The 25,233-nt window shown below is 47.3% G+C and carries 22 protein-coding genes and 1 pseudogene; 8 read left to right on the top strand and 15 right to left on the bottom strand.

Annotation, left to right across the window (positions count from 1 at the left end; all coding sequences use genetic code 11):
• Positions 1-90: 90 nt before the first annotated feature.
• Positions 91-222: pseudogene (locus KIH86_RS29420) on the bottom strand (carbohydrate ABC transporter permease); the annotation flags it as partial.
• 242 nt (positions 223-464) lie between these two features.
• Between KIH86_RS29420 and KIH86_RS03140 the strand changes: the two are divergent.
• Entirely contained in the window at positions 465-1,535 is a 1,071-nt protein-coding gene (locus tag KIH86_RS03140; protein ID WP_223082971.1) for a hypothetical protein, read from the top strand.
• A gap of 124 nt (positions 1,536-1,659) precedes the next feature.
• On the opposite strand, the gene KIH86_RS03135 is transcribed toward KIH86_RS03140, so the two are convergent.
• Entirely contained in the window at positions 1,660-2,175 is a 516-nt protein-coding gene (locus KIH86_RS03135; RefSeq protein WP_235775240.1) for a hypothetical protein, read from the bottom strand.
• A gap of 251 nt (positions 2,176-2,426) precedes the next feature.
• On the opposite strand from KIH86_RS03135, the gene KIH86_RS03130 reads away from it, so the two are divergent.
• Both KIH86_RS03130 and KIH86_RS03125 read left to right on the top strand, forming a co-directional pair.
• Positions 2,427-3,248 (top strand): SDR family oxidoreductase, encoded by an 822-nt coding sequence (locus KIH86_RS03130; RefSeq protein WP_223082973.1) that lies wholly within the window; start codon positions 2,427-2,429, stop codon positions 3,246-3,248.
• 99 nt (positions 3,249-3,347) lie between these two features.
• The gene (locus KIH86_RS03125) at positions 3,348-3,944 is read left to right on the top strand and encodes a TetR/AcrR family transcriptional regulator (RefSeq protein WP_223082975.1); all 597 of its coding nucleotides are present in this window, start codon (positions 3,348-3,350) and stop codon (positions 3,942-3,944) included.
• A gap of 191 nt (positions 3,945-4,135) precedes the next feature.
• On the opposite strand, the gene KIH86_RS03120 is transcribed toward KIH86_RS03125, so the two are convergent.
• The 4 genes from KIH86_RS03120 to KIH86_RS03105 form a co-directional block, all read right to left on the bottom strand.
• Positions 4,136-5,353 carry a Ger(x)C family spore germination protein gene (locus KIH86_RS03120; protein ID WP_223082977.1) on the bottom strand — a complete coding sequence of 406 codons (1,218 nt, stop codon included), beginning with the start codon at positions 5,351-5,353 and terminating at the stop codon, positions 4,136-4,138.
• Positions 5,350-6,819 (bottom strand): spore germination protein, encoded by a 1,470-nt coding sequence (locus KIH86_RS03115; protein ID WP_223082979.1) that lies wholly within the window; start codon positions 6,817-6,819, stop codon positions 5,350-5,352. The genes KIH86_RS03120 and KIH86_RS03115 overlap by 4 nt, the downstream gene beginning before the upstream one ends.
• Positions 6,816-7,931, bottom strand: a complete 1,116-nt coding sequence (locus KIH86_RS03110) for a GerAB/ArcD/ProY family transporter (RefSeq protein WP_223082981.1) — start codon at positions 7,929-7,931, stop codon at positions 6,816-6,818. The genes KIH86_RS03115 and KIH86_RS03110 overlap by 4 nt, the downstream gene beginning before the upstream one ends.
• Before the next feature lie 455 nt (positions 7,932-8,386).
• Positions 8,387-11,878, bottom strand: a complete 3,492-nt coding sequence (locus tag KIH86_RS03105; protein WP_223110294.1) for an S-layer homology domain-containing protein — start codon at positions 11,876-11,878, stop codon at positions 8,387-8,389.
• 203 nt (positions 11,879-12,081) lie between these two features.
• On the opposite strand from KIH86_RS03105, the gene KIH86_RS03100 reads away from it, so the two are divergent.
• The 3 genes from KIH86_RS03100 to KIH86_RS29785 all read left to right on the top strand — a co-directional run bounded on the left by KIH86_RS03100 (position 12,082) and on the right by KIH86_RS29785 (position 13,986).
• Positions 12,082-12,411, top strand: coding sequence for an ArsR/SmtB family transcription factor (locus KIH86_RS03100; protein WP_223082983.1), 330 nt, complete (start codon positions 12,082-12,084; stop codon positions 12,409-12,411).
• Between the two features lie 124 nt (positions 12,412-12,535).
• Entirely contained in the window at positions 12,536-13,126 is a 591-nt protein-coding gene (locus KIH86_RS29790; protein WP_456094013.1) for an MFS transporter, read from the top strand.
• The gene (locus KIH86_RS29785; protein ID WP_268964104.1) at positions 13,087-13,986 is read left to right on the top strand and encodes an MFS transporter; all 900 of its coding nucleotides are present in this window, start codon (positions 13,087-13,089) and stop codon (positions 13,984-13,986) included. The genes KIH86_RS29790 and KIH86_RS29785 overlap by 40 nt, the downstream gene beginning before the upstream one ends.
• 62 nt (positions 13,987-14,048) lie before the next feature.
• Here KIH86_RS29785 and KIH86_RS03090 read toward each other — a convergent pair whose 3' ends face one another.
• Together KIH86_RS03090 and KIH86_RS03085 are read right to left on the bottom strand one after the other, a co-directional pair.
• Complete coding sequence (locus tag KIH86_RS03090; RefSeq protein WP_223082988.1) at positions 14,049-14,822, bottom strand: acetoin reductase; 774 nt, start codon at positions 14,820-14,822, stop codon at positions 14,049-14,051.
• Between the two features lie 192 nt (positions 14,823-15,014).
• Complete coding sequence (locus tag KIH86_RS03085) at positions 15,015-15,653, bottom strand: leucine-rich repeat domain-containing protein (RefSeq protein ID WP_223110292.1); 639 nt, start codon at positions 15,651-15,653, stop codon at positions 15,015-15,017.
• 412 nt (positions 15,654-16,065) lie between these two features.
• Here KIH86_RS03085 and KIH86_RS03080 point away from each other — a divergent pair, with 412 nt between their 5' ends.
• Entirely contained in the window at positions 16,066-16,785 is a 720-nt protein-coding gene (locus tag KIH86_RS03080; protein WP_223082991.1) for an SAM-dependent methyltransferase, read from the top strand.
• A 172-nt stretch (positions 16,786-16,957) separates the two neighbouring features.
• On the opposite strand, the gene KIH86_RS03075 is transcribed toward KIH86_RS03080, so the two are convergent.
• On the bottom strand, positions 16,958-17,749 hold the full coding sequence (locus KIH86_RS03075; RefSeq protein WP_235775239.1) for a nitroreductase family protein: 792 nt from the start codon (positions 17,747-17,749) through the stop codon (positions 16,958-16,960).
• Positions 17,750-17,930: 181 nt separating this feature from the next.
• Positions 17,931-18,494: a TetR/AcrR family transcriptional regulator gene (locus KIH86_RS03070; RefSeq protein WP_223082993.1), complete on the bottom strand. Its 564-nt coding sequence runs from the start codon at positions 18,492-18,494 to the stop codon at positions 17,931-17,933.
• Between the two features lie 158 nt (positions 18,495-18,652).
• On the opposite strand from KIH86_RS03070, the gene KIH86_RS03065 reads away from it, so the two are divergent.
• The gene (locus tag KIH86_RS03065) at positions 18,653-19,312 is read left to right on the top strand and encodes an SDR family NAD(P)-dependent oxidoreductase (RefSeq protein ID WP_223082994.1); all 660 of its coding nucleotides are present in this window, start codon (positions 18,653-18,655) and stop codon (positions 19,310-19,312) included.
• Positions 19,313-19,562: 250 nt separating this feature from the next.
• Here the strand turns inward: KIH86_RS03065 and KIH86_RS03060 are convergent, their stop codons facing one another.
• The 5 genes from KIH86_RS03060 to KIH86_RS03040 all read right to left on the bottom strand — a co-directional run.
• Positions 19,563-20,540, bottom strand: coding sequence for a diaminopimelate dehydrogenase (locus KIH86_RS03060; RefSeq protein WP_223082995.1), 978 nt, complete (start codon positions 20,538-20,540; stop codon positions 19,563-19,565).
• A 34-nt stretch (positions 20,541-20,574) separates the two neighbouring features.
• Positions 20,575-21,867, bottom strand: coding sequence for a Glu/Leu/Phe/Val family dehydrogenase (locus tag KIH86_RS03055; RefSeq protein WP_407672235.1), 1,293 nt, complete (start codon positions 21,865-21,867; stop codon positions 20,575-20,577).
• A gap of 324 nt (positions 21,868-22,191) precedes the next feature.
• Positions 22,192-22,725 carry a membrane protein insertase YidC gene (gene yidC / locus KIH86_RS03050; protein WP_235775241.1) on the bottom strand — a complete coding sequence of 178 codons (534 nt, stop codon included), beginning with the start codon at positions 22,723-22,725 and terminating at the stop codon, positions 22,192-22,194.
• Positions 22,726-22,977: 252 nt separating this feature from the next.
• On the bottom strand, positions 22,978-24,717 hold the full coding sequence (locus KIH86_RS03045; protein WP_223082997.1) for an ABC-F family ATP-binding cassette domain-containing protein: 1,740 nt from the start codon (positions 24,715-24,717) through the stop codon (positions 22,978-22,980).
• Between the two features lie 48 nt (positions 24,718-24,765).
• On the bottom strand, positions 24,766-25,233 hold a 468-nt coding region (locus KIH86_RS03040; protein ID WP_223110290.1), incomplete at its 5' end, for a U32 family peptidase.

Genomic DNA, 25,233 nt, shown 5'->3' with positions numbered 1-25,233 from the left:
ACCAAGCACACATGTCGATCCTGCTCTAAACATGAGGGGTGCCCCAAGCAGCCATTTCATGGCTTTTGGGACACCCCCCGTTGAGATTCCTTAACCCTTGATAGAACGGACCAGGGCTCCTTTGACGAACAAGCGTTGAAGGAACGGATACATAAACAGCACAGGTACGGTGGCGATGATAATGGTCGCATATTTGATCGTTTCGCCAATTTTCTGCGCTTCCCACGTTGCGCCTTGACAGGACGTAAGCCCCCAAAATGGTCATCGTCAAATTGAGGATAACCCCGCGTAACCGCGATAAGTACCGCCAGCTCGAAAAAGGGGCAAAAATACTCCGGCCTTGCTGCTAAAAGGGGGGGACTTTTTGCCAATTTGGAAGGATTAACCGCAAGCGATGTCGAATTATAGGATGCTGTCTGCGTGGAGATCGCAAGGCAGCAATACATACACTGGGGGAACTAAATATGAAGAAACACATGGTGCTGCTGCTCGCCGCACTGCTGCTCCTGATCGGAGCGGTCACACCAATCGGCGCGGAGAAGGCCTCGGCCGCCCAAGCGCCCGTCTACACTGAGCTTGCAACCTTTGTGGACGGCAAGTTGCTCATTTCGCCCGCCAAATCGCTGGTAGCCAAAGGTACAACCTATGTACCGGTCAAGCTCGCAGCGCAGATTCCGGGCATTTCGGTCAACGCGACTTCCGGCATTGTGCTGACAGGCGGCAAGGGAACCGCCAAGCTCGACGCGACCAATTCGATGCTGTACCAGAACTCCAATTATGTAGCGTTCAAGACGCTGCTGAAGATCGGAAATCTGGACGGCAAATATGCGTCAAGCGCGGGCTGCCTCTTCATCTGGACGACAGATGATGGCAAAACCAAGAGCAGTGAAATGCTCTACAGCATCAGCAAGCTGCCTGGAACCATCGGTGGAGTTGTCGGCAGGAAAGTGTACGCCTTCGGCCATCCCGGCTCCAACTGGGTTACGGGTGTAAGCTATGATGGCGGCTCGACAATCGAATTCACCATGCAGAAGGAAGACGGCACCGTCTGGACGCTGTATGATCCGGCAGACGGCGCGGAATCTCTCTACACCTCTGAGTATCTTCAGTACCTGAAGACCGTCTATAACGGATACCCGGCCTGGATGAACAATTCAGTGATTCAGGACAGCCCGTTCAAGAACATGGAGAAGGTCACTATTCTTAACATCGTTCCCGATCCCGAGGACAGCACCTTGCTGATCCGGGTACGCCGGGCCAACGGGCAGGAATTTGATATGACGACAGAAGCTGCGGATGATGTGCAGGATGAAATCAACCAATATTTTTATTTCAAGAACCCGAAGACCGTATTCAAGGTCAGCGACAAGATGTGGAAGGCGATTCAGGAGGAAAAGGTCGTTGTGGGGATGACGTTTGAGGAAGTGTACCTCGCCTGGGGCGAGCCCGACGAGACAGATGATTCGCTGGGGCTGGCGATGTATGGGAATACGTATTTGTATTTCCGCAACAGCAAGCTGGCATATATCCTGTAGAAAGACCTCCGCTATTAGGAGGGCTTAAGCACCGGGAGTCGTGTTCGGACACGGCTCCTTTTTATTTTTTCCAAGGACAATCGTTGCCTCTTCCGCGCCGCTGAAACCAACCTCCCGATACATGCTACGAATTTGCACTTGCAGCTTGAGCCGCCTGTCTGGCGTGCAGCTTTTTCATTACATATCTGGCAATAGGCTGCGCAATCAGCAGTTCAATCCAAAAGGCTACACCAAAGTTTCTGGGCCAGATATGGAGGAAATTCTCAAACGGCTTCAAGCTGATTTGTCTTGTTCCTACCCAGGTTCCTATAATGGACATCCAGATCGATAACACCGTTACGTTAAGTACAATATGCAATAACACTCTGGCGTTAAATCCATCACTCTGTCCCCCGATTTTTGGCGTCAGCTTTCCAGCGATCGGCTCGGCGATCAAGTTTACAGATAGAACGATGATGACCCACATTACCGGTATAATTTTCAAGGTATTGAGGTACACCTCTTTACTGAATCCCAGCTCCAACCCCGTTATTACCGGCGCGATCGTGTTTACCGAAATGATTGAAATAATCAACATAAACAGAATGCCTTCTTTTCTGTTTCTAGGCAGTCTTGTTTCTGCATGCAGATGGTTTGTCATCTCTATCTCCCCCTTCTTAATTACGACTTTGTTATTATAGCGATATTAAAAACCGTTTCATAAGTGAACATTGTGTGAACAAACACATTGACTACCCAGAATCGTTGATCATTTATCTTGCGAAAAAGGCAGCACTTATGTTCCATTTGACAAATCAATTCACGCGTACTAGAATTAGAATGAACGTTCGATACAACAATGCTTTGTCTATAGAATGAATGTTCAATTTAGATAATTGGAGGGTTTCATTTATGAACAAAACCGTCTTTATTACAGGGGCCAGCTCAGGACTGGGAAAGCTAACGGCGATTCGATTTGCCCGGATGGGCTGGAATGTAGCGGCTACTATGCGTTCGCCCGAGAAAGAAACGGAGCTTACCTCGTATGACAATATTCAAATTTTCAAACTGGATGTCACCCAGGCGGATCAGGTTCAAACTGCCGTTGAACAAGCTATAGCCGCATTCGGGAAAATTGATGTTGTCGTCAATAACGCCGGCATGGGCACATACGGGCCGTTGGAGCTTGCCGAAGAAGACGCAATCGATTGGCAGTTTGCCGTAAATGCGCGGGGACCCATCAATGTCATTCGCAAGTTTCTGCCGCATTTCCGAGCAAATGGAGGTGGCATGTTTATCAATATAAGCTCCTTCATGGGGATCACGACAGCAGTGCCGCTCGGATCGCTCTACAACATGTCCAAGTTCGCTTTGGAAGGATTGACGGAAGGTCTGTATTACGAGCTGCGGCCCTTCAATATCGAGCTTAGATTGATCGAGCAGGGAGGCTCGAAAGGGAATAATTTCACGAACAGCATCGTCTGGAACCGGGACGAGAACATCAAGGATTACGATGATCTGATGACGAAGGTGCAACGGATGATGGAGGCATCGGCAAGCGATGGCGGTCTGGATGACCCGCAAATGATCGTAGATGCCATAGTCGCTCAGGCGGCGGGCGAAAGCAAGAAATTCCGTACCGTTGTCGGCGCGGCGGGCAATGACCTGATGGCGCTCAGAAATGCAGTGCCAATCGAAGATTATTTGGAGACAATAGCTAAAAATTATATGTGACCGCCCCTATCATCCATCGGCTGAATTGACTTCAGAGCGAATAATGTGTATGCTTTTTAGAATGAACGTTCGATTTAGAGATGGATATGGAGGATCTGTATGTTTGAGAAATACAACAAGGTGCAGCGGGCTGTCCTCGAAACGACACTTAACTTCATTATTCAGAAGGAACTGCAAGCTACCTCGATGGCGCTGATCGCGAAGGAATCCGGCGTCTCGACCGGGAACATTTATCATTATTTTCAGAGCAAAGAAGATATCATCAACGAGTTGTACAAAGCGATTGTCACATTCAATGGAGAGTATGTGCGTGAAGGTCTGTCTAAGGGCGGGTCTATACGTGAACAATTCGAATTGGGCTGGAATCGGGTGATTGATCTGGGTGTGAAATACCCGCAGGGCTTTCAGTTTATTGAGCAGTACTCGTTCTCGCCTTACATTTACAACGAGGTGAAGCAGGCCGTCTATACAGATGGCTGGTGCGGGCCTATGGACAAGCTGTACGAAGAAGCCATCGGGCAAAAGCTGTTCGTCCCCTTGAACCCGGAGATGATGGTGCAGATGCATTACGGAACAATCGTCTACGTGCTGAAGGCTCATCTGCAAGGCAACTTCGAATTAACCGGCGACAGTGTGAAGGAAATCATCCGTTCCTGCTGGAAGGCTGTGCAGCTCGATGCTGCCAATGCGGAATGACAAGACTGCGGATTTCGAATCATTGGTGGAATTAAAATGGGGGCTGTCTCTCTGTTAATCATCTACGATCACTGAGAGATAGCCCCTGATATTATTATTTGATGGCAGCAGCTTAGAGCCGCATACCGTGGTGCAGCGGCCCTTGGAAATGTCTTGCTCATTTTACCATTGCCAGTAACACCATATTGCGATTAGCTAGGTATATCCTGCAAGAAATTTTCGGATGTCATGCCGTCGCGCCGTATTTCTGCCTTTGCCTCGACGGTCACTTCCGCCTTGACGAACTCATCGTCCCATTTCAACTTCACTTTTTTGAATGCTTGATAATGGCTGCGCATCAATTCCTCGCCGAACCCGAATATATCGACGCCGTATTTCTTCTGCACCTTGGCAATCGTAGCTTCGACATGGCCTTGAATTTCCTTCTCTGTCAGCTTGCGTACTTGATCAAATCCGGAAATCTTGCTTAGCATGATCCGTTTGCATTGGTTCTCGCTTACGGTCCCTTCGACATCGATACGGACTCTGATCTTGGGACGGTTGCCTTCATAATCGACATCCAGATGCGTCTTGGACCTCCCAACACGCACCTGGATATATTCACCTTCGCCACATTGTACCGTCAGCGAGGTGTTCTTGATCTGATCTTGGGTCCACAGTACATCTCGCGTCTCCTCTGTGTTCAGATGTCCCACCAGCTTCGCCCTGCGCATAACAGCTATCCCGTCGCTAATCATCTCGGTTGGCGAATCGGTATTCTTCCCGGCGTCTACAGCATGCTGTTGTTCCGATGGATGCTCAATCGTCATAGACGACATCACTGGCTGCCGGCCTTCCGACGTAATTGCCGTAATGAATTGCTTCAAATTCGTGTTCGGAGACCCACCCCAGTTCATCTCAGCCGAATCGAGACCCATGCGGATTTTCACGGTCGAAACCTTGTTCTCCGGAAAGTAGAGCTTGGTAAACTCCGATGCAGCTACCCGGTGAGCCGCAACGAGTTGAATATCATTCCGAATGTCCTTCATCGATTCGAGAAACTCGAAAAAAAGGATGCCTTTATCGGTTTCAAGCAGCTTGTCGTCCATAATAAGCAGCATCATATGGCTTAGCTCCAGCTTGCGGGCCGTCTTCCGCTCGATTTGACTGAAGGCTTGGTCCATCGTATTCCCTTCTGCACCAATAGATAACGTTGGACTATTACCTTTGGCACGGTCGGATGTAAACTCCAGCGGATTAATCATCTGCAGATAAACATGGTAATTCGCTTGATCGCCGGCCGTCACGGCCATGCTGCTTACGATGATGTACTCGTTAGCCGAGCGCATGTCCCAGCAGCCAGTCAAGACCAGTCCGAACATGCAAAGTGCAAGCAAGCTAGCCACTTGTCGATTCTTATAGCTGATCATTTCGATGAATCCTCGTAGATAGACGGTGTTCGGACCACCATATCTTTCTGCTGCTTCAATCGCAGCGGAGCGAAGGGCTTAAGGTAAGGAACACCGAATGAGTGCAGACTGGCCAGATGGATGACAATGACAGCCGTACCCAAAAAGACGCCGTAAATGCCCAATACCGAGCTGAGCAGCAGCAATCCGAAGCGAATGATTCGAGCCGTGTTGCTGAATTCATAATGAGGCGTGACCAATCCGCACAATTCTGTTGCAGCTACAACGATCAGTATTATGCTCGATACGATACCGGCTTGAACGGCCGCTTGGCCAAGTATAATCGCCCCGGCGAGAGGAACAGCTTGGCCGATATTTTTAGGAACCCGGGTGCCCGCTTCTCTAATTACCTCAAATATAAGCGTCATCGCGATAAGCATAAAGCCCGTTGGAAAGGGCGAGCCTTGTTCTTGCCCGCTGACGGAATAGAGCAGCGTTGTCGGAATCATCTGTGAATGATAATTGATCACGCAGAGATAAAAGGCAGGCAAGTACAAAGAGATCAGAAACGCAGCATGCCGCAGCGGCCGAATCATCTGGGCAAAGAGAGGCTGGAAGTAATAGTCGCTGGCTGATATGAAAAAATGGCCGTATACTGCCGGTCCGACAAGAACGAAAGGACTGCCGTCCACAATGACAGCGCAGTTGCCTTCCACAAGCATGGACGCCACCGTGTCCGGTCTCTCCACATCCAGCAATGTCGGGAAGAACCAGGAACCCTTGTCCTTAATCAACTGCTCTACGCTGCCGGAATCATATATGGCCTTTGCCTTCATTGCTGTTAATCGTGAACGGAAATCAGACACAAGTGAGGCTTCAGCCGCGTTCTCCAAATATACGAAGCTAATCGAAGTTCCGGTCTCTTCCCCTGCTGTGAACGACTCGATCCGAAGGAGTGGATTTCGCAGTCGCCGTCGTATCAATGATAGATTCGTATCCATCGCTTCCGTGAAGGCATCATCAGAGCCGCGGTCGACACGCTGAGTCTTCGGTTCTTCGATCGATCGGGCTGCTATGCCGCCAATCTCGATGCATAACACTTGGTCAACACCCGCAGCCATAAGGATTGCGTCACCAGCCAACATTCGTTCGGCTGCTTCACGAATAGTGCCTGCATAAACGAAAGGCAGAACGCCTAACTTTTCTTGTCGTATTTGCTCCAACTCCGGGAATTGAAGAGGACTGCATTCTGCCGCAGCCATCTTCATAAGAGGAGCGAGCAGTTTATCTGACATCGTCTTGGAATCACACAGTGTCTTGAGCATGCACATGAATCCATCTGCTGTACCGATTCGGATCTCCGTAGACTGAAAATCTATCGGATTGCCGAACAACTCACGCAATTGAAGCAGCGTCTGATTAGGATCAGTGCTGAGCGCGGAAGTAAGCCGGCTCTCTTGCTTGCGTTCGTTCCATCCTGTCTTCACAGTGCCCCACCTTTCTTGACGCGCCGAACGCGATTCACCCCAAGCATGATGAAGACGATGAGCGGGATGACCAGCTGCATTGGAATATGTACGTAGATAGACGCGAACGAGAGTCCTTCACTGATATGCTCCGCAAACGTATTTGCAATCTTGATTGAGAGTATGGCCACCAGACATGCGATCGGAAATGCCGACATGCGATAAGGAATCCGAAACAAATGCTCTATGCCCTTAAGCGCGCCAAACATAAATAAAGAGACTTTCACAAGAATCGTAATGAACATAACGAAGACAACGACCATATCCATCCGTTCGAAGAAGTAACCGAATGAAACGTCCCTCACCGTAACCAGAAAAGGAAAGTTCGTGCGCTCCTTCATTTTCACACCAAGCGATACCGTCTCCAGAACTGCCGCACCTGACAGAATCAATCCGGAAATGCCGATCGCTGTACTGGATACTGCACCAACACGGGCGGATGGGGCTATATGCTGCATAAATACGAGAAATACAACCAATTCGCCAAAAGGAAATGTTATTAGCGTTGGGAAGATGGACGAGGCTACCGGCATTAGCCCATCCCCCAGCACCGGTTTCAAATAATGGAATTGATAATCCCGGTCGATTAGAACCAATAGAAACAGGACGAGGATAATGCCTATGATTATAGGGAAAAAGAATTCGGCCGTTCTGATGATAACGCTGAATCCAAGACAGATCATATAAGCAATGACCATCGAAAATGTGAACGCCAGCACCTCGATCGGCGTATTTTCAAGCACTGCATTCGATAACAATTCGAGAAGGTCGCGCATTACTCTTGCAGCGTCATATAAAAAATAAATGACATAGATGGCAACGATGAAGCTCCCGATCCAACGCCCGAACGATATTTGAACAAGCTCGAACAGGTTGTATGAAGACTGCCTGGCTTGCAGCAATCGATAAAAGGCGAATAGGCCCACTCCGAGTACAGTGGTAGCGGCAATCGAAATCCAAGCATCCTGCTTAGCCGAAGAACCCGCATTCATTACGATGGCGCTTCCTAATTCAAACAGCACGATGAGGGCGAATAACTGCCAGGGCGAGATAACGAATTTAGCCTCTTTCATTTCGCTGCCTCCATTCTGTTAAATCCGCTTCCGCGCAGCTTTTAGGCGCCAATCCTTCCAAACGCAGTAGGACAAACCAATAACAAAAACAGCGATTTGGTAGTAAGCGCCATTTATCGAAAACACCGTAATCTCTTTCATCTTCAACCCAACCGCATCAATCAGATAAATGAATGCAAACATGACACAGGTGATGATTAAAAAAACGGCTGTAAGCACGTGGATACATCTCACTCTCATAGAAAATAATGTCGATTTCAGTGTCCCTCATTGGTTCATTATTTATGCAAAATAATGACGGAGCCGAGGGGCTTATGCTGCTTGAGAGCAAGTTACTGCCCCTGGTATTGAGGCCCTTTCATAACTGCAAAAAACCGACGTCGGCTGCGTACCGACGTCGGTTTTTTGCTTCTCAGGTCTATCCAGAACAGCGATCACAGTCGCCAGTGAAAGACTTAAATCAAACCCGCCTTACTGAGCAATCGCTGAATCATTGTCGTAACTTCCGCACGAGTAACGGATTGCTGCGGAGCAAGGCGGTTCTCCGGCAGGCCGTTGATCAATCCCGCCTGTATGGTTGCTTCCGCCGCTTCGCGTGCCCAGGCAGGAACATCTTCCTGATCCGCATACTGCTGCAGATTAGCCGTACCACCTGATGCACTGCCAGCACTCAAATGAGTTAACTCCATAGCCCGGAGCAGCATGGCCATCGCCTCAGCGCGGGTGATTCCCTGCTGCGGCCGGAATGTATTGTCGTCATAACCGAGAATCAGCTTATACTGCACGGCTGCCGATACAGCATTGCTATACCAGGCATCCGCAGATACATCGCTGAACCCGGTGGACCCGGAATTTGTGTTCAGCCCCAGTCCATTGACGAGAATGGAGGCAAATTCGGCGCGGGTGATGGAGCGCTGCGGCTGAAATTGGGCGCTGCCTGTACCCTGCACAATAAGCCGTGAAGCCATCTCTTCGATCGCTGACACTGCCCAGTTCTCCCGGATATCGCTAAACGTCTGTTTGTTCGTGATCAGCGCATAAGTGCTGTTGCTAAGGCTCTTCACCGAAGCATAGCGACCACCATCCTGCGTTACGATCCGGGTAGGTAGGTGGCGAAGTTGGCCATTGCCATCCAGAACGACCGCAGTCAGGATGCGATTCGAGTTTACGCCGTCCGGGATCGGAATCAACCGCTCCACATAGTCTGCGAAATGATCGGTGACAATCGCTTTACCGCCCAGTAATGTGGTGATCTCGAAGCTCACTGGCGAACCAACAAGCTCATAGCCTCCCGCTGCAACAAGCCGGTCAACGCTGCTCTTGTCTGCGGCGGAAGCGGCAGATACGGTCACCCTTACCTTTACCTCGGACAGTTGATCGGTGGATAAGCTGCTCCCTGATTCCTCGGTCAGCCGGATCTGCTGTGCAGGCAGCCGATAAATCGCTATCGGTGTGCGGATTTCGAGCAGAACTCCCTTCTGCTGCATCAGGCGCACCAGATCGCCCGTAAGCTCGCTGACCATCACCCCTCCGGCCTGGGAGCTTGCAAAAGGGATCGTCACAACCGCGCCGTTCGGCTGGTTGCTCAGCAAGCTGCGCATGGTCTCCGTATTCAGCTGAAGAGTTCGGACAATCCGTCCATCCGCCACCGAGATGATCAGCGTGCCTGCCTTCTGCACCTGTCCGTTGATCAGAACATCAACAGGCGTGGCCGGCTCCTGTGAAGTGGACGGAATGGTTGGATTATCCGTACCCGTGTCGGTGGAATCCGGCTCTTGTTCCAATACATCGACGATGTTGGATTTGGGACTTGCTACATTATTGATGAACTGAACCACATAATAGCTGCCCTTGGGCGTTACACCCTCGAAACGGAAAGTGCCATTACCCAGATCGGCAGGCTGTATGGACAGTTCTTCATTGGTGGAGCTGCGATACAGACGGATGGCCGCACCTGGATAAATATTGCTCGCTTCCACCCATTCACGGCCTGCCGCAGCAACCGGAGTTCGCAAGATCGGATTCACAAAGACCGAATTCTCGCTCTCCACTCCATATACCGCCTGTGTTACATAATAGAATCCTTCACGGGGCACTACATTCTCAAACCGGAAAACTCCATTGCCCAAAGCCAGATACGTGCTGGACGCAACCGTATTGCTCTCAACATCGTACAGCTTCAATATCGCCTGTGGCGATACATTGCTGACATCGATAGATTCCACGCCTGCCGTTACAGACGGTATACGCAGAATAGAGTTAACAAAAGCGGAATTCGGGCTCTCCTTGCCGTCCACTGTCTGGGTTACATAGTAATACAGCGGGTCCGGCAGCACATCCTCCATTGTATACACCGAACCGGTCACACTGGTCGAGGTGCGGATCAGCGTCCCATCCGTGCGGTACAGTTTCAGAGTTGCGCCCGTGACATAGCCGCTAACCTGTATGGACTCGTCCATAGCGGCTACAGTCGGCGCATCCGGCAGCAGCTCATGCACAGTAACCATGCTGGATGCCTCACTGAGTACGCCGTTGATACTCTGCACCACGTAGTATCCAGAATCTGCAGGGACGCCCGCGAACCGGTAGGTTCCATTGCCCAGGTCATCAGGACCGGTGGCAATGATATTTTGATCCTTGTACAGGATCACGGAAGCACCGGCATATACATTGGTCACATCGATGTAGCCAATTCCGGATGCAATAGCCGGAGTCGGGAGGGAAGAATTGATGAATGGCGTATTCAGACTCTCGCGCCCGCCCATCGATTGCGTCACATAATACATTCCGCTGCGGGGCATCACATTTTCAAAACGGTACACTCCGTCTCCCTGATCGGCAGCGGTATTGGATACGAGCACTCCCGAGGCCGCATCATACAAATTCAATAACGCGCCAGCGGTAACATGGGAAACGTCAATGTACCCTACTCCGCCTACAGCGGTCGGAATATGCAAGGTCGGGTTGGCAAAGTTGGAGTTGACGCTCTCCTTGCCATCGACAGTTTGGGTTACATAATACCAGTCCACGTCCGGCACAATATCATTGATCGTGTAAGTAGCTGTACTAACCGTCGGATACATTCCCTTTAATGTTCCTGTCGTAGTGTACAGATTTAACGTTGCTCCCGGTATCACCTGATTGACGGTCAGCGATTCATCCCCGGGCACAATGCTTGGCGCATCCGGACGATCCTCCGTCACGTTAACTGAATTGGAGGTTGCGACCACTCCGTTAATCATCTGGGTGACAAAATAGTTCTGCCCTGCAGGCACAGAAGCAAAGCGATACACGCCATTGCCCTGATCCGTCGGACTACCGGATACCGGTGTACCGTCACTCTGATGCAGGGTGACCGTCGCACCCGGATAGATGTTGGACAAATCTACATACTCCGCCCCGCCCACAGCAGCAGGCACCCGAAGGCTAGAAGTCAGAAAGGGCGTATTACCACTCTGCTTGCCATTAATCGATTGGATAATATAATATTGCTGAGTCGTTGGCACCACATTATCAAAACGGTACACTCCGTTCCCTTGACTGGAAACAATTGTAGATACAAGTGCGCTGGTAGAAGCATTGTACAGCTCCAGCGTCGTATTGCCCGATACGTTGGACACATCGATATATTCGACTCCGGCTGTCGCTATCGGCGTCCGCAATGAAGTGTTAAAGAACGGGGTATTCGTACTTTCATCGCCGCCAACAACCTGAGTCACATAATAAAAGGAAGCATCCGGCAATAAGTCGAGCGTTACACTGGAAGTGGTCACGTTGGTCTGCTGCCATTTGACACTGCCGTCTGAAGCATACACCTTTAGCGTCGCGCCAGAGTCGTAGTTGCTGATCGTAATCTGCTCCTGGTCAACCGTTACTGTTGGTATTGTTGGCGCAGCGGCGTACACGGGATGAATCAAAGTCAATGAGAGCAGCAAACACAGCATCATCATTCCGAAACGCCTCAATACTTGATCTCGAGCAATTGGCAAAATTCATTAACCCCCCTCTGTGCTTTAATAGCATGTTCATATCAAAATTTGAAATAAGATAATTTTACCTTTATTTGAGAGGCGACTTCAATACCTTTTTCAAAAGTTAATTTGTTGACACGTGCACACAGATGCATATAATAGAATCAGGCGGTGAGATTATGGGACTCAATCATGATCCAAATAAATGTAAGAAACTGATTGAAGACAATATTAATATTGAATTTTTCAGAGCTCTCTTCGACCCCGTTCGAAGTGAACTGTTGATATTCCTTTCTGCTAATGGGGAAATGACTATTGGGGAAATAGCAGAGTATTTTCCTCAAAATCGTTCAGTGATTTCTCGTCATCTGGATTTTATGAATCGGTTTAATATTGTGCAGAGAAGGAAAGAAGGCCGGGAAGTTTACTACAAAGCAAATAATGAATTCATTGTCGATACGTTTGAAGAGGCCGCGAGTAATATGAAAGCACTCTTGAATTTGAAATAGCAGGGTGCTTTTCATTTTATTTAATATATGCATTTGTGCACACAAAAACATTAAAGGAGTTTTTATTTTGGAGCAATCTATTAGAAAATGGTGGGTTTTAATCACAGTGAGTTTAGCCGTGTTTATGGCAATGCTAGATATTACAATTGTGAATGTAGCATTACCGGAGATTCAAAAAAACTTTTCATCCGATTTTTCAAATCTGCAATGGGTATTGAATGCTTATACTTTAGTTTATGCTGCGATGTTATTACCAGTCTCGAAATTAGGTGATATCATCGGACGCAAAAAAGTTTTTCTATTGGGATTAAGCATCTTTATCATAGGTTCTCTTACAAGTGGTTTAGCAAGCAGTGATCTTTGGTTAAATATTTTCCGAGGTTTCCAAGGAATTGGCGGAGCAGCAATGATGTCATTATCACTAACGATTGTTACATCTTCATTTCCTGAACAACAAAGAGGACTTGCATTAGGTATTTGGAGCAGTGCGGTTGGTCTTGCTATTGCAGGTGGGCCACTTATTGGCGGTGCTTTAGTTGATCGTTTGGGTTGGCGGTCCATCTTCCTGGTCAATATTCCTTTTGGTATTTTAGCCATCCTATTAGGCATATTCTTCATTAGGGAAAGTAATAGAAATCGTAATGAAAAAATTGATTTATTGGGATTTNAAAAGAAATGCATGAAAATTATTTGTGGACGGATTGGCACATTTTAAGTTTATTAGGTTTATCGATCATTTTATTCATTGCTTTTATTATGACTGAAAGAAAAGTTAATCAACCCATGATCGAGTTATCGATTTTTAGAAATGGGTCATTTAACGGCGCCAACATTGCGGCTTTTGTTCTAGGAGCCGGTTTATATGGTGGATTCACCTACCTAACCATTCTTATGCAAAATTATATGGGCTACTCTGCGTTTGAAACTGGAGTTAAAATGCTGCTAATCAGCGGGTTCACCATGATATTGGGTCCTTTGGCTGGGATTATTTCCGGAAAAATCGGCAATCGTTGGTTGATTAGTGGTGCACTATTTATTGGAGCAATTGGGATCATTCTTATTCGTCATATGATCAAAGTTCCTTTAGAATGGAGCTATTTAATGCCTGGGTTTGTTCTCTTAGGAATTAGTAATGCTTTGGTAAATCCGCCAATATCTAATGCAGTAATGAGTTCTGTTAATAAAAAACAAGTCGGAATGGCTTCTGGTATTCTAAACGTATTCCGGCAAGTCGGCATTTCATTTGGTGTGGTAATGCTAGGAATTAAGTTGACGGAAGGATATAACCATTCCTTAGATGAACATATTAGGACGATTCAAAATATGGATCCAGAATTTAAAAAACAAATGCTTGATGTTTTTCATAAAGCCGGGGCTTTTGCTGGCTCACAAATTTTTGATAGTAAACAAGCTGAAGGTTTCATACAAATGCCCGCTTTTGAAAACATTAAGAATATTGTTTATAGTGCTTTCAACGCTGGCATACAAGATGTGGATTTGTTCATTGCCATCTTTTTGCTTATTGGATCATTTGCAAGTGCTCTTTTGATTAACAAGAAACGGAAACCTGAGTAATAAATCGGTGAAGAAAAAAATCCACTCCGGGCATGAGCCGAAAGTGGATTCTTCTTTTGAAATCAACGATACACCAGACCGCCGTCCGTGAGTATGGCTTGTCCTGTAATATAGTCCGAATCATCCGAAGCCAGGAAAGATACCAGGTTCGCGACATCTTCAGGCGTCTGGTATCTCTTGAGGGCAATTGCTGAAGAGAACTTCTCGAAGGCTTCTCCCGGTTTCAGGTCGTCGTTATACTTAACCATTTCTTCGTCAATCCGATCCCACATCTTCGTTTTTGCAACACCGGGACAATAGGCATTTACGTTTATTTTAAATTTAGCCAGCTCTTTAGCGGCGGAGTGTGTAAAGGATTTCACAGCATGCTTGGTCGCTGAATAAGTGCCGAGCATTTCGTAGGACTCGTGGCCTGCTATGCTGCATGCATTGATGATCTTCCCTTTTGCTTCCTGCTTGATAAATTGATTGGCAGCAGCTTGAGTGCCAAAAACGACGCCATACACATTGATTCTGAACAGTTTGTTCAGCTGTTCCTCTGTAATCTCCAGAAATGGAGACACGGCTTCGACACCCGCATTGTTAACAAAAACATCCAAACGTCCAAATTGATCAACCGCTGCCTGAACCAGATTGAACTGGTCGTCACGCACAGATACATCTCCTTTAACACCTATAACCTGATAATTCTTGCCTTTGAATTCCGAAGCCGTGTCGTTCAGCAACGCTTCATTTATGTCATGCAGCACAACGCTGAACCCGTCTTTGCACAGCCGCTCTGCAATTCCTTTTCCCAATCCGCCTGCAGAACCCGTAACAATTGCAACCTTGCTCATTACCCTGCTCCTCCTTGTATGGAAAAAATGTATATACCCAACAATGGACTCCAATCTGGGCATTCATGCGACATATAGTACATTTCCCCTACTCGGTCTTCGATATACGAATCACAGCTAACATGAACAAAGCTTGAACGACCGGCTCATTCCAAAGAAAAAAGCCTGAAAATCAGGCTTCTCGGGTAATTATTATTTCCCCAAATCTACAGTAACGCCATTGTCCTCAAGCTCTTCGACAACCTGACTCGCCTGCTTATTCAGCGGGTTGATCGTCAACGATACTTCCTTTAAATTCGGTATCGTCTTGAGCACTTCAATATCCTGAATGAGGTTGTCGTCCAAATATAGCTGCTCCAACGTGGGATGATTCTTTAGCGGCGTCAAATCCTTAATTCGATTCCCGCTCAGTATGGCCGTTTTTAACTTCATTCCTCGAAGAGGACTTAAATCTGCCACCTGATTGTGACTGGCAAGAAGATCGGTCAGCTTATGTAAATTTTTCAGCGGCGATAGACTCTTGATCTTATTATCGTCCACGATGAGCTGCTGCAGTGAACTTAACCCGGACAGCGGTGAAAGGTCCGTAATCTGATTATCGTCAATGGCTAACATCGTCAGTTTTTTCAGCTTGCTGAGCGGTGTAATATCCTTGATCTTGTTCCCGAGCAGAAATAAGTTCTCCATGTTAACGGCATATTCAAGTCCACGCAAATCGGAGATTTTAGCACCTCCCTCCTGGGGATACAAGGTTTCCAGCTTTTGCAGATCAGCCGCTTTTATTTCCTTCTTGGCTGACAGCTTCAATTCCGAACGAATAGCCTTTGCCAAAACCGGGTCTGTAATGAGGGATGCAGCCCAAATGGACGTTGCCGGCAACAATACGAGAACCAAACCCAACACGACAACGTTTTTTACGAATCTAGATAACACAGGGACTCTCCTTTCACAAAGAAAACGAATGGGTTACTTCCTTACCTTTATCGGAATCCCCCCCAAAGTTGTTTAATGATGGTATCATTCTCTTGCGCTGTCTGTAACTGTATATGTTAGGGATTGACGCCCATACGTACGAAACATTACAATTTATTACATCTAACGGAAAGGATGTGCCATATGAAGAGCATTGTGCGAGTAAGAAAGGTGAGTTTTAATTAACCCTGTAAAGGGCATGAATGTGATAAGGTTTACCCTATGCCCTGCCCTTTGTTGGCCTTTACAGGGACAAAAAGGGAGAATAAAAATGAGAACCTATCGTTTTAAAGAAAAATACGGGAACTTGATCAATGAATTAATTACAGATTTTGAAGAACAAACGAATAGTAAATATATTATGGGCCCGGATGCCCTTTGCCTGCTTGAGCTGCTGTGCGAAAAAATGAAGCTTGCACCCGGAATGCGAATTCTGGACATGGGCTGCGGAACAGGCTTCACATCGATTATTCTGGCCAAGGAATATGGAGTCACTGTATTCGCAAATGATCTCTGGTTTAGTGCAAGCGATAACTACAAGCGCTTTGTCAAAGCAGGAGTCCATGATCTGGTAGTTCCAATCCAGGCTGAGGCTCATAGCTTGCCTTATGCCAGTGATTTTTTCGATGCGGCGATCAGTATTGATGCGTACCATTATTTTGGAACCGATGAGTGCTATTTCGGCAACCATTACGCGAGATTAGTCAAGCAAGGCGGTCAGTTCGGGGTTGTCAGCCCTGCGCTAACACGTGAATTTACCGAGGGCTTGCCGCAGGGGCTGGTTCCGCTATGGGAACCGGATATGTATACCTGGCATAGTGCCGGTTGGTGGAGAAGTATGTGGCAAAAAACAAACCTTGTCGACGTTACATGCTCGGAGGAGATTCCGAACGGCAAGGCGCTGTGGAGAGCTACGGCTGACTTCGACCTTCACGATGCCGACACCGATAATTACTTAACTTTAATGCTCATGACTGCGGTAAAAAAATAGTTTTGGTTTCTAGCCAAAAAGGTAGGAGAGTTTCCTCTCTCCTACCTTTTATGTATATGAGCCACACAATCGGAGGTGAAGCCGATGAAATGGAGAGAGATTACCGAACTGCACCCAGATTGCTTGCCGCCTGCGAACGGCCTGTGATATTCAATTTTTGCGCAACCACATCTTATTCCATATTGTTCATAAAGTTATGCTTCTCTAAGTAATTCAGTACGGTCTGCGAGAATTCGAGATGAGATTCTTTCGTATATTTAACCATCGTATAGATTTGAGCAAGATTTTTTAATCCCAATTGTTCTGTCATTTCTTTAAGCTCAGGAACGTTCATGTAGCGTTTCCATCCCTTTTCGTTTCTTTCTCTATAGATGTCTTGAATGTCTTCATCTGAATAATCCTGGTACTGATCATAATGTACAAGCCCATGCTTCGGCAATCGGTCACGCAGCGCAGGAGCTTCTGCAGGATACCCCAATGAATAGCCGACAATCGGCACGACATTGGGTGGCAAGTTCAACAGTTCACCAATCTGGTCACAGTTCGCAAGCGTTGAACCCATGTAACAAATGCCCAGTCCCGCATTCTCTGCTGCCAGAGCACAGTTCTGTGCTGCCAGACTTGCATCAATGGCTCCGATCATAAAGCTCATGAAATTATCAAAATGCACAGGTGCATCCTGGAGCAACAGCCATTTTCTCATTCTATTGAAGTCAGCACAAAAGGTTAATAAAACCGGAGCATCGACCACCATCGATTGTTCCATATGTGCGTTGTATAGCTTTTTCTTAAGCTCTTTGTCTTTCGTTACTATAATAGAGTATGCTTGCATATTGCCGCTTGAAGAGGCACGAATACCCGCATCCAATATTTGTTCCAGAAGTTCCTGACTTACGTCTCTCTCTTCATATTCTCGTATAGATCTATGTCCGTGTATGACATCGTTAAATTCCAAAGCACTCACTCCTCCAAATAATCGTTAGCAATATACGCTTTAAAGGATGTCCCTTTAATTCGTTCGTCTGCGTTCTTTACTCATTCTACCGAATCTTATTAACCAGTGTCCAATATCCGACTTCAATTTCTTCTGGTACATCTTGATGATAATAAAAGTTTCTGTTCTTTCCGAGACTTTGCCAAACTCTTCAATTCTGATTAAATCCCCCAACGATTAATACCGCAACCTTCTCGGCAACTTCCTCTTTGTCCAAAGCAATATTCCCTGTGGCCCATTGGAGGGCTCCTTCGTGAATCATTTGCGCAAAGATAGATGAATAGAAAGTCTTCTCATCCTCTGAGCAAAAGGGGGCTAACCCCTTCAACAAATAAGCCCTCAATTCGGTTACTGCTTTGTCTTTCAATTGCGGTACGACTAAAGCCACATAGCTGCTGCGGCATTGGATGTTGGGTTGTTGATAAAAATCGCATAATGCCAAGACAAGTTGAGCAATATTCTCTTGATCGAATTTAACTTCCCCTTTCGTTCGATTCAAGATAGCAGTCGAGGCAGAGTCGCCTACGATATAGTCCAACAATTCGTACTTGTCATTAAAATGCGCATAGAAGGTGGCACGATTGACTTGGGCGCCCTTGGCAATATCCGCAATCGTTATTTTCTCAAAATCCTTTATTGACACGAACTGAAAGAACGAGTTTATCAAGGCTTGCTTTGTTTGCGTCATTCTCATGTTCATGACTTTGTTCGCCATATTTGACCTCCATGATCCCCGACATTTCATTGAACTTGTTGCTATAGCAACAGTCATGCACCGTTTGTTGGTTGATCCCATAAAGAAGCGGCAGTATATTATCCAATAAAGCAACATGCGTTAGTTTAACACTATATCACAATAAGGAGCTCAGAAAAATGAAAACTATAGCAATCGTAGGGGCAGGACCAGGACTAGGGCTGTCTCTAGCCAAAAAATTTGGAGCGAACGGCTTTAAAGTGGCCCTTATCTCTCGCAACCAGGATAAATTATCCAAAATGATAGAGGAACTCGGAGAGCTGCATATTGAAGCGCGCGCTTTTGTTGCGGATGTTAATGACTTAGCTGCCTTAAAACTAGCCATACAGGCCGCGAAATCAGCGTTCGGTTCCATTGAAGTGCTGGAATTCAGCCCATATGCAGGGTGGGAAAAATTCACGCATGTATTGGAAACAACACCTCAGAGTGTGCTGGAACAGATCCATAGTTTTTTACTGCCTGCCATACTTTCAGTCAACGAGGTACTGCCTGAGATGATACAAAATGGCGCTGGAGCCCTATTATTTACGACCGGTATCTCTGCCATGCATCCTTTGGCTATGGTAGGGAATGGCGGAATCGTTATGTCCGGTATTCGTAATTATGCCACCAACCTGCACAATGAGCTGAAAGAAAAAGGGGTCTTCGTCGGGCACCTCTCCATCGGCACGATGATACAAGCCGGCACAACCGGAGATCCGGATGTGATTGCGGCTGCTTGGTATAACCTTTTTGAGAAAAAGGACCATTTCGAGGAAACATTCCCCTTGAGTTTCTAACCCGTTCATTGCCCATTTATTTAAAAGCGAAGCGAAAAGACCATGAGCTGGTTCAAGCAGATGCTTCGCTCTTCCAGGAGACAAGCGCAAAGAAACCGTCCTTTGGTAAAATGGAGGTCCCACCCACCATATACGAAAGGAACGGTTTCTTTTTTACACTTACTATAGATGAACCGACTCTGCCTGCCAATGGAACCACAACTCGCAGCGCAATAGCGGCAAGCGGGCACTGGGCATCTTCGGCTTAACGCTACAGCAGTTCCTTGCGCAGCTGCTCCGGCGATTTCGGCGAGAGCAGGCCGAACGGGATATCGAAGACGGTGTGCGCGCCGGACTCTCCCTTTTGCGCCAGTCGGTAGGCCGCGCGGGCATAGGCGACCAGCACGCTGGCGGTAAATTCAGGATTGCTGTCCAGCTTCAGACTGAACTCGACGAGCTGCTTATTCCCCGCTCCAGTCCGTCCGCTTCGGATAACATGGCCGCCATGCGGCATTGCACCATGTTCTGCAGCGAGCGTCTCTTCGCTCACGAAATGAACTACAGTCTCGTAATCGGCAAAATAATTCGGCATGCTGCGGATCGTCTCCGCAACCGCCTCGCGGTCTGCGCCGTCCTCGGCCACTACATAACACTCGCGCAGATGCTTGTCGCGGGTAGTCAGCACCGGGTTCTCCCCGCTGCGTACGCGCGCCACCGCTTCTTCACGCGGAATGGTGTACTGGATGCCGTTCTTGACGCCGGGAACACGGCGGATGGCGTCGGAATGGCCCTGGCTCACACCTTTGCCCCAGAAGGTGAATTCGCTGCCTTCCGGCAGCACGGCTTCTGCCAGCAGACGGTTCAGCGAGAACAGTCCCGGGTCCCAGCCGGTAGAAATGACGCTGACAGTCCCCGCCGCCCGGGAGCTGGCCTCCACTTCCGCATAATACTCCGGAATTCGCGCATGGGTATCGAAGCTGTCGACCGTATGGAACAGCTTCGCCAGAGCCGGGCCCTGTTCCGGCAGATCGGTTGCGGAGCCGCCGCATAGGATCAGCACATCGATTTTTCCCCGATAAGCCTCAATATCGTTAATGGACACCATCTGTGTGCCCGCCTCTAAGGTGTGGGGGTCTCGGCGCGTAAAAATCGCTTCCAGTCGAAGATCAGGATTTTGCCGGATTGCCGCCTCGACGCCACGTCCGAGATTGCCGTAACCGACGATGCCGATGGAAATAGGTTGGGTCATGGTTATCGTGTCCTCCATTTCATAATATGCTGGATCAGACCCAGCCGCGGGCGATCATCGCTTCGCTGATCCGTTTAATGGAGATCATGAAAGCGGCAGTGCGCAGATCGGTGCCGTGCTCACGGGACAAGGCGCGGACTGCATCATAAGAAGCGTACATCCGCTGCGACAGACGCTCCAGCACCTCTTCTTCCGTCCAGTAGAAGTTGGCCAGATTTTGCACCCATTCGAAATACGATACGGTGACGCCGCCTGCATTGGCCAGAATATCGGGAATGACGAGCACGCCATTTTCCTGCAAAATTTTGTCCGCCTCCGGAGTGGTCGGGCCGTTGGCCGCTTCGGCGATGATCCGGGCCCGGACGTTGGCCGCATTAGCGCCGGTGATCACATTCTCGAGTGCCGCGGGGACGAGGATATCGACATCCAGCTCCAGCAGCTCTTCGTTCGTAATCACGTAAGGCTCGCCGTAGTCGGCCAGCTTGGCATGGTCTTTAAGCGCAAAAACTCTCGGCAAGTCAAGACCTTCCGCCTGATACAATCCCCCCCTCGAATCGCTGACCGCAACAACCTTACAGCCTTGTTCGGCCAGCAGTCTGGCCGCGGTCCGTCCGGCATTGCCGAAGCCCTGCACCGCAACCGTTGCACCTTCCGGAGATACGTCCAGCTCCTTGAGCGCAGCAAGCACTGTGTACACGCAGCCTTGCGCCGTCGCTTCATTCCGGCCTTTGGAGCCGCCGAGGATGAGCGGTTTGCCTGTGATGACGCCCGGCGTGTTGACTCCCTTAAGTCGGCTGTATGTATCCATCATCCAGCCCATAATCTCCGGTGTCGTGTAAACATCCGGCGCTGGAATATCTTTATCGGGACCGATGAAATCGAATATAGCCTCCATAAAGCCGCGGCTGACACGTTCCAGCTCGCCTTTGCTCAGCTGATGCGGATCACAGATAACCCCGCCCTTGCCGCCACCATAAGGCAGACCCACAACGCCGCATTTGAAGGACATCCACATCGACAATGCTTTGACCTCGTCCAGCGTAACGTTAGGATGGAAACGAATGCCCCCTTTTCCCGGACCGACCGCGTCGTTGTGCTGGGAACGGTAACCCTCGAAGACGACTACGCTGCCATCGTCCATCTTGACGGGAAAATTGACGGTCAGCACACGCTTCGGTTTTTTCAGAATATCGGTAATATGCGGCGAAAGCTGCAAATAGGCAGCCGCTTCATCAATCTGTTGTTTCACAATTTCAAAGGGGTTTAAGGTCTCTTGCGACGGTGCCACGTTCTCTGTAATGCTCATGTGCTTCAACCCTTTCTCCATCTGATTTTGCGGTTCACCGCATTAAAGAAGGTTAAAATACATCTTACATCATACGTCAGTTTTGTAAAAGACTTTTTACGGAAAATCTTTGATACCTTTTCATTCAGATACGAAAATGTGCGTATTTTTTGCTTACATTTATGCTTATAGATTTGATTCGGACGGTTAATTTTATGCGACTGGGGGATTCATGAGGGCAAATTAATGTCGCAGGGGATCGAAAGCATTGAACTTGGAATCATTTTGTAGCATAAAAACAAAGCATCTGAGGTCGCGCCTCAGATGCCTTGTATTTAGTATTGTTTTTTGACTGGTTCAATTTTATTAATCTTCTACACCAGTGGGCAGGTTTTTACTCGCTACATTTGGCTTCGTGTACATTTTATTGAGTATGATCGTTTGCACGATAATGAATATACCGCCAACCGCCCAATATAATGGTAACGCGGCAGGCATCATAAAAGAAAACACACCCATCATGATCGGTGACAACAACCCGATGAAAGCCATTTGGTTATTTTGATTTTGCTGATACTGCGCTGAAACGGATTGAGACACGCGGAATTGAACGTAATACACCGCAGCGGCAATAAGCGGCAAAATCATATCTGTTTTCCCCAAGCTAAACCACAGAAAATCGTGAGCTGCAATCTCTGGGGTACGACGAATGGCGTAGTAAAATGCGAGGGTGATTGGCCATTGGATAAGCATCGGTAAACACCCTATGTTTAAGGGATTAAATTGATGCTTCTGGTAGAGCTGCATCATCTCGACTTGCTGTTGTTTTCTGGCATCCGCACTGACGTCGTTCTTATACTTCTCCTTAAGTGCAGTAGCAGGGTAGGCTGCCGAGAAAATCTCGGCAGCTTCTTTTATCCTAAGTTCCCACCTCCAACCTCGTTAGTATTGGGGTGGGAACTTAGCCGTACTGATCCCAAGGATCAAGATACAACAGGACTTTGACTTTCTGTGCCGTGCCGAAGCACTTCTGGCAAAACGCCGACACATCACGTCCGAGTTGTCCTTCGAACCACTGACGCCCAAGCAGGAACGAATCCGTACGTTGACGGCTCCGACCTTTACCTCGCCCGTCATCATGAGAGTTATCATTTAAAGCAGCTTAATGATCTCTCCCAGCTCATCGACCAATCCTTTTGCAAGTTCAAAATTGTTATCTTTTAATGCCAACTCTATTTTCATTTCAACCGACTTTTTCTTTTGTTCCGTTTCCAAATAGTCTCGATTAAAGTGACTCGCATAAATCATCTGTCTAAATTTTCTCATGCTCATTTTTCTAATCTTCTTATCGTCAATGATTAACACATAATGCATGCCGTTTACGACCGAATAGAAATCATGAGAAATCATCAAAATCGCACCTTTATAGTCTTCGATGGCTTTCTCCAGTGCGATCTGTGCATAGATATCCAAATGGCTTGTCGGTTCGTCAAGAAGCAGGATGTTTGCCTTGCTGGCAGACACTTTGGCCAACTGAAGCATGTTTTTTTCTCCACCGGACAAAGATTCAATTTTTTGATCAAGGATTTCTCCTTCAAAATTATAGTTTGAAAGATACGATCGGATCTCGTCATACGTTTTAAACCCGGCATCGATGAATTCATCCATTATGGTATTGGATTCTTTTAGCGTTTCGCCATGAAGCTGAGATAAATAAGCCACTTTGGCATCAGCCTTTATTTCGATCGACTCATGATTGTTTTCAATGATTTTTCGGAGCAAAGTCGTTTTCCCGGTACCGTTTGGACCGATAATGGCTACTTTATCCGTAGATTGAATCTCAAAGCTAACATTTTCTAAAAGCAGCTCATTGAAGGCAATGCTATAATCATGGACGCTTACAACAGGGGTCTCTTCCATTTCCTGATCCATACCAAAAGTAATATCCGGCTGCTTAATATCAACAAACGGCGCTTTGATTCTACGCGCTTCCAATCTTTCTTGAAACTTGACTCTGGCTTTTAACGCTCTGCCTCTGGCTGCTTCTGAATTATTAGTCGCGATCGCTCTAAGATTATTGATGATGTTCTCGTTTCGCCCGATTTCTTCTTCTTCCGCAATTGCGAGTTCTTGCAGCTCAATTTTGGTCTGAATCAATGAGAATTTATACTCGATATATCGCCCGTCAAACTCTTGGATCTCCTTGTTTTCAAGGTGTATGATTTTGTTGAAACAATGATGGAGCAAATAGCGGTTGTGCGTAACGACCAGCAGCATTCCCTTGTGGGTATTAATCAATTTTTTAAGCGCATTTAGGTTTTCAAAGTCTAAAAACACATCCGGTTCGTCCATAATCATCAAGTCCGGACTGTTAAGCATTTCCTTTATCACTTGAATAAGTTTGAATTCTCCGCCGCTCAGATCGGATACCTTAAGATCTTTAAGCTTCATGAGGTTTGCCAGATTTAGTTTCTTATTCATGCTGCTTTCAAAATCATCGCCGCCTATTGAATTGAATGCGTCCAAAGCCAATTGAAGCTTTTCCAGCAGCGAATCCATGTCCGATGTGGTTTCCATTTCAGCATAAATGGATGCGATCTCATCTTGTATCTGGATAAAGGCTTCCCCGATATAGTCAAAAACGGTTGTTTCTTCAGGCTTGTCTACTTGCGAGAACTGACTGACATACCCGATTTTGCAGGTCGGATCTATCTCTAGCTTCCCCTCAAACAAATACCTTTCGGGATCGATCAGGATATCGATCAGTGTACTTTTCCCGCTGCCGCTTGTTCCGATAAAAGCGCAATGTTGCCCCTCTTCAAGCTGAAACGAAATGTCCTTATATAGCTCTTTTTGCGGAAATGAGAAGGATAAGTTATCCACTTTTATCATATGGTTGCCTTTCTTAAAACGATAGTGGTGACGATTAGGGTTGGCTGCCTACAAAATCTCTTTATTAAAATGTCCTCTTGTGTCGGTTTCCTGATTAAAGACGGCATGATTCATTGAGCCATCTAATTTGCCTGAGGCCTGATGAATAACGTTCACAACCTGCTCTTGTGATTCAACGGTGAAGCTTAATCGGAATGCCTCGATTCCTTTGATGTTTTGCAGCTCATCCAAAAGATTAAGCGTCTTCCCATTAAGGACAGTCGTTGTACAATCATCATGGGAAAGGATAGGGAACGTTCCGTTCTCATCTTTTAATGCATAGCTCTTCGTCTTGCAAACTCTGCATTGATTCATTTTTTTCATCGGACAATATTTGGTAAACATCAAGGGAGCCTTGCCATATACAATCATTTCCAGCGAAGGATAGCTGTCATTTTCTTCATAATAGGCATTCATTAAATCTTCCATTTGGTTCTTATTCAATTCATAAGATAAAGTGACTCGTTTTGCACCTAA

The organism is Paenibacillus sinensis, assembly GCF_019904155.1.
Lineage (GTDB): Bacteria > Bacillota > Bacilli > Paenibacillales > Paenibacillaceae > Paenibacillus_AQ > Paenibacillus_AQ sinensis.
The sequence above is the reverse complement of the archived record's forward strand: the minus strand, read 5'-3'. Positions and strand labels throughout refer to the sequence as shown.

Bases quoted from the DNA above. Each gene is read 5' to 3' on its own strand.
- KIH86_RS03140 (WP_223082971.1), top strand. From the start codon at position 465: ATGAAGAAACACATGGTGCTGCTGCTCGCCGCACTGCTGCTCCTGATC.
- KIH86_RS03135 (WP_235775240.1), bottom strand. From the start codon at position 2,175: ATGACAAACCATCTGCATGCAGAAACAAGACTGCCTAGAAACAGAAAA.
- KIH86_RS03130 (WP_223082973.1), top strand. From the start codon at position 2,427: ATGAACAAAACCGTCTTTATTACAGGGGCCAGCTCAGGACTGGGAAAG.
- KIH86_RS03125 (WP_223082975.1), top strand. From the start codon at position 3,348: ATGTTTGAGAAATACAACAAGGTGCAGCGGGCTGTCCTCGAAACGACA.
- KIH86_RS03120 (WP_223082977.1), bottom strand. From the start codon at position 5,353: ATGATCAGCTATAAGAATCGACAAGTGGCTAGCTTGCTTGCACTTTGC.
- KIH86_RS03110 (WP_223082981.1), bottom strand. From the start codon at position 7,931: ATGAAAGAGGCTAAATTCGTTATCTCGCCCTGGCAGTTATTCGCCCTC.
- KIH86_RS03105 (WP_223110294.1), bottom strand. From the start codon at position 11,878: ATGATGCTGTGTTTGCTGCTCTCATTGACTTTGATTCATCCCGTGTAC.
- KIH86_RS03100 (WP_223082983.1), top strand. From the start codon at position 12,082: ATGGGACTCAATCATGATCCAAATAAATGTAAGAAACTGATTGAAGAC.
- KIH86_RS29785 (WP_268964104.1), top strand. From the start codon at position 13,087: ATGCATGAAAATTATTTGTGGACGGATTGGCACATTTTAAGTTTATTA.
- KIH86_RS03090 (WP_223082988.1), bottom strand. From the start codon at position 14,822: ATGAGCAAGGTTGCAATTGTTACGGGTTCTGCAGGCGGATTGGGAAAA.
- KIH86_RS03080 (WP_223082991.1), top strand. From the start codon at position 16,066: ATGAGAACCTATCGTTTTAAAGAAAAATACGGGAACTTGATCAATGAA.
- KIH86_RS03070 (WP_223082993.1), bottom strand. From the start codon at position 18,494: ATGGCGAACAAAGTCATGAACATGAGAATGACGCAAACAAAGCAAGCC.
- KIH86_RS03065 (WP_223082994.1), top strand. From the start codon at position 18,653: ATGAAAACTATAGCAATCGTAGGGGCAGGACCAGGACTAGGGCTGTCT.
- KIH86_RS03060 (WP_223082995.1), bottom strand. From the start codon at position 20,540: ATGACCCAACCTATTTCCATCGGCATCGTCGGTTACGGCAATCTCGGA.
- KIH86_RS03055 (WP_407672235.1), bottom strand. From the start codon at position 21,867: ATGGAGAAAGGGTTGAAGCACATGAGCATTACAGAGAACGTGGCACCG.
- KIH86_RS03045 (WP_223082997.1), bottom strand. From the start codon at position 24,717: ATGATAAAAGTGGATAACTTATCCTTCTCATTTCCGCAAAAAGAGCTA.